Raw genomic sequence first — 5,000 nt, forward strand, 5'->3', positions numbered from 1 at the left:
ATTCCTGTACCACCTCTTTATCGTTTGAGCAATGGAGGGACGCAGAAGGATAGAAGAAGCGTGCGATTGGTTGTGCACGTCCAAGCAGTTAGGCTGATAAGTAGGCAAATCCGCTTATCGTGAAGGCTGAGCTGTGATGGGGAAGCTCCTTATGGAGCGAAGTCTTTGATTCCCCGCTGCCAAGAAAAGCTTCTAGCGAGATAAAAGGTGCCTGTACCGCAAACCGACACAGGTAGGCGAGGAGAGAATCCTAAGGTGTGCGAGAGAACTCTGGTTAAGGAACTCGGCAAAATGACCCCGTAACTTCGGGAGAAGGGGTGCTTTCTTAACGGAAAGCCGCAGTGAATAGGCCCAAGCGACTGTTTAGCAAAAACACAGGTCTCTGCGAAGCCGTAAGGCGAAGTATAGGGGCTGACACCTGCCCGGTGCTGGAAGGTTAAGGAGAGGGGTTAGCGTAAGCGAAGCTCTGAACTGAAGCCCCAGTAAACGGCGGCCGTAACTATAACGGTCCTAAGGTAGCGAAATTCCTTGTCGGGTAAGTTCCGACCCGCACGAAAGGTGTAACGATTTGGGCACTGTCTCAACCAGAGACTCGGTGAAATTATAGTACCTGTGAAGATGCAGGTTACCCGCGACAGGACGGAAAGACCCCGTGGAGCTTTACTGTAGCCTGATATTGAATTTTGGTACAGTTTGTACAGGATAGGCGGGAGCCATTGAAACCGGAGCGCTAGCTTCGGTGGAGGCGCTGGTGGGATACCGCCCTGACTGTATTGAAATTCTAACCTACGGGTCTTATCGACCCGGGAGACAGTGTCAGGTGGGCAGTTTGACTGGGGCGGTCGCCTCCTAAAGTGTAACGGAGGCGCCCAAAGGTTCCCTCAGAATGGTTGGAAATCATTCGTAGAGTGCAAAGGCATAAGGGAGCTTGACTGCGAGACCTACAAGTCGAGCAGGGACGAAAGTCGGGCTTAGTGATCCGGTGGTTCCGCATGGAAGGGCCATCGCTCAACGGATAAAAGCTACCCCGGGGATAACAGGCTTATCTCCCCCAAGAGTCCACATCGACGGGGAGGTTTGGCACCTCGATGTCGGCTCATCGCATCCTGGGGCTGTAGTCGGTCCCAAGGGTTGGGCTGTTCGCCCATTAAAGCGGTACGCGAGCTGGGTTCAGAACGTCGTGAGACAGTTCGGTCCCTATCCGTCGTGGGCGTAGGAAATTTGAGAGGAGCTGTCCTTAGTACGAGAGGACCGGGATGGACGCACCGCTGGTGTACCAGTTGTTCTGCCAAGGGCATAGCTGGGTAGCTATGTGCGGAAGGGATAAGTGCTGAAAGCATCTAAGCATGAAGCCCCCTCAAGATGAGATTTCCCATAGCGTAAGCTAGTAAGATCCCTGAAAGATGATCAGGTTGATAGGTTCGAGGTGGAAGCATGGTGACATGTGGAGCTGACGAATACTAATAGATCGAGGACTTAACCATATAATATGTAGCAAATGTTATCTAGTTTTGAAGGAATATGCCTTCATAGTTTGGTGATGATGGCAGAGAGGTCACACCCGTTCCCATACCGAACACGGAAGTTAAGCTCTCTAGCGCCGATGGTAGTTGGGACCTTGTCCCTGTGAGAGTAGGACGTCGCCAAGCAATCTTAAGACGAGTCAGAATGACTCGTCTTTTTTGTGTTTAATGAAATAAACTTGTAATTAATGTAAGCTCTATGAGTACGTTTATCTAGCAAGAAACAGCTTTATTTTATTATGATTTTACATCTAAAGAGCATACCTTCAGAAAAATATAGACAAGTTTGTTAGACTCTTTAATTTTGAGTTTTAAAGTCTATGTATTAACAAGAATATATACAAGGTATTGCCCTCTGTAGCCTGCTCACACCTTCTTTTATTTCTTCAGTTGTTAAATGTCCATACCCCATAATAATTCGATTATGATGTTTTCCTTTTTCAATGGTGTGGTCTTCCACGGGATATACTTTAACTCCAAGCTGTTGGATTTTCTCAAGTAATTCTTTGGTGAATTGAACTTGATTGAATTCGACAATCAGGTGTAATCCTGTAGAATAACCGGAAATATTGATCTTATTTGAGAATGCTAACTTTAATTGCTGGATAAGGAAGTCTCTTCGATTTTTATAGATTTTTTTCATCTTCATAATATGCCGTTCCAAATAATCTTCGGCAATAAATTTAGCAAGGACAAGTTGATTTAAAGAAGATGTATGTAAATCTGAAAACCATTTTACCCTGCGACATTTTTCAATAAGGTGTGAGGGAAGAACTAAGTATCCCATCCTAAGGGCCGTTGATAAAATTTTACTAAATGAACCTATATAAATAACTCGCTCGGGATCCAATCCCTGTAATGAACTTATAGGTGAGCCTTCATATCGAAACTCACTGTCATAATCATCTTCAATGAGATAACAGTTTGTTTTTCTTGAGTAGTTAATCAGTTGAACCCGTCGTTGAATTGGTAACGCTCCTCCTAAAGGAAACTGATGAGAAGGAGTGGTGAAGATGAATTTTGGGTTTTTATTTGCAGGTAGCAAAGATGTATCCATCCCATTATCATCAGCTGGTATAGGATAAAGGAAGGCTCCTGAATTTTTAAAAATTGTTTGAATGTCATTGGTGATGGGATCTTCTATTAGTACTTCGTCGCCTGTCGACAAAAGTAACTTAGAAACAAGTGTTAAAGCTTGCGTTGCACCGGAGGTAATTATCAATTGTTCTGGATGACAAAAAACTCCTCTTGTTTTTAGTAAATAGCGTGATAAAACCTTTCTTAATTCGGGACGTCCTTCGGGAATATCGTATCCAAACGTAGAAGGAGGCGTTTCATTCCATATCGTATGAGATAACTTTGCCCATCCCTTACGTGGAAATAAGTCTAATGCTGGTATCCCTGAACGAAAATTAATGATGTTACTATCTTTGTTTATTTCTTCGCATGAAGATAAAGAATCAATTAGAGCTGATTTTTTACGTTGTTCTAAATAAGTCCCTTCTGCAATGAATGTCCCGGCGCCCTGTCGAGCGACCAAAAAACCTTCGGAAAATAATTGATCATAAGCTTCTAAAATTACATTCCTAGACACGCTTAACTCAGAAGATAATTCCCGTGTTGATGGTAGTTTTTCTCCAGATCGTAGCTCTCCGTTTAATATTCGTTCACGTATTTGGTGATAAACCTGTCGAATTAAACTTATATCTAACGATCGATCAATAGGTATCCAAAGCATATAAATGCTCCCTTCATCAAAATTGGTACCATAAAAGTTTGGTTAAAATGGTACTAATATGAACCATTTTAACATGCTATAGTTGGATCAAATAGTTCTAAAGGGGATGAAAATGTGATGATGAAACCAGAATTCCAAGTGGCTCAGGCATTTAAATCGATTGCACGAAATGAACATATAAAATCCTATGTACAACACTCCACTGAACTCTATGCGTTATTATTGCAAGCCGCAAAACGCTTTGTCACCGGAGAAACGAGACATGAGGGGATTGTGACAGCAAAAGAACTAATTGCAAAAGGTTATCATACTTCACTAGAATACATAGGGGAAAATACTCTAGATATAGAGGAATGTTATAAAGTAAAAAATGAGTTTTGGAATCTTATTGGGGACATGGGTGCTCTATCTATGAAACAAACAGTATCACTCGATTTATCGCATATTGGATTATCTATAGATCCAGAAATATCTTATATTCATTTAATGGAGTTGGCAGAGAGGGCAAAAGTACATGGAACTACCCTTATGATAAGTATGGAAGAATCATCTAAAGCAGCAGACATTCTTGCCATCTATAAAAAAGCAACTGAGCAATATCCTAATGTAGGGATAACGATCCAGGCGCATTTATATCGCTCAAACAATGATATTCAAGAACTCCTGCATTATCCAGGGAAAATACGAGTTGTAAAAGGTGCCTATCAAGAAGTTTCGGATATTGCTATGCCTAGGTCAACTGACTTAAATCAACAGTATCTTCAGATTGTAGAACAACTAGTTGAAAACAACCATCCTGTATCTATAGCTACACATGATGAAATTCTTATTAAAGAAATGGAGAAACGTCAATATTTTAGTCAATCTAATGTGGAAATAGAAATGCTATATGGAATTCGTCCGGATATGTTAAGTGATTTGAAAAATAAAGGACATAATGCTAGCGTCTATTTGACTTATGGGAAAGAGTGGTACTTGTATTTATGCCATCGGATAGCTGAATATCCGGAAAATTTATATCATGCAGTGATAGATATGATACATTCATCTTCAGTACAGCAGAGTAGGGAATATTAAATGTGAAAATTTTTTGGCTATGGTTATTATGAGGGAGTTTAGTTGTAGCAAGTAAGTTAAATGATTTTGATTGTAGCTCAAAAAAAAGAGCCGGATTTTCCTTAGAGTAGAAATTCCGGCTCTTTTTATATTGAAATTTTTTTAGTTTATATTTGCGTTAAATGCGGACAGGACTGCTATAGGTGTTGAGAGGATTATAATTTATAATTGTGCAGCCGTCGTATACCTTGTTGTAGAATTGTTTTTTTATGGTTGTGTATTCTTAGGGTTTTAGATAGAAATAAAGGAATTTATGACTCTATATGTATTTCAAAAGGGAGATATATACTAGGAACAATAAAACTAAATGCTTTGTTAGTGAAATGATTCGCTCTTTTAGCGGTAAAACGTAAATATAGGCATAGGATAAATATCATTTAATGTTATATAAAAAGTGAAGCAATGGAAGGAACGAGCGTTCTATCCGTGTGTGTTCGGTACACTTGATCAATTGAGGTACGTATTTTTAATCCAGTATATGTACTTAAAAAGGAGATACTATTAATCAATTCGAACCTTGAGCATATTTTAAATGTTTATTAAGAGGATATAGCTGTATGGAAATGGATGATGCTAAAGATGAAATAGATATAAGGTTGATATTTCAGTAAGATAGGGATAGT

General features: G+C 40.1%; 2 protein-coding genes and 2 rRNA genes (1 of these 4 running past the window's edge). 3 read left to right on the top strand and 1 reads right to left on the bottom strand.

All coding sequences use genetic code 11. The annotated features are described in order from the left end of the window. Positions 1 to 1,484: ribosomal RNA gene (locus KZZ19_RS01640) — 23S ribosomal RNA — on the top strand (it extends 1,437 nt beyond the left edge of the window). A 49-nt stretch (positions 1,485 to 1,533) separates the two neighbouring features. After that, positions 1,534 to 1,649, top strand: a 5S ribosomal RNA gene (rrf, locus tag KZZ19_RS01645). A 199-nt stretch (positions 1,650 to 1,848) separates the two neighbouring features. Here rrf and KZZ19_RS01650 read toward each other — a convergent pair. Continuing rightward, on the bottom strand, positions 1,849 to 3,261 hold the full coding sequence (locus tag KZZ19_RS01650; protein ID WP_237982885.1) for a PLP-dependent aminotransferase family protein: 1,413 nt from the start codon (positions 3,259 to 3,261) through the stop codon (positions 1,849 to 1,851). 117 nt (positions 3,262 to 3,378) lie between these two features. Here KZZ19_RS01650 and KZZ19_RS01655 point away from each other — a divergent pair, with 117 nt between their 5' ends. After that, positions 3,379 to 4,338 (top strand): proline dehydrogenase family protein, encoded by a 960-nt coding sequence (locus KZZ19_RS01655; protein WP_237982886.1) that lies wholly within the window; start codon positions 3,379 to 3,381, stop codon positions 4,336 to 4,338. Positions 4,339 to 5,000: the final 662 nt, after the last annotated feature.

It is taken from the genome of Bacillus thuringiensis (assembly GCF_022095615.2).
GTDB lineage: Bacteria > Bacillota > Bacilli > Bacillales > Bacillaceae_G > Bacillus_A > Bacillus_A cereus_AG.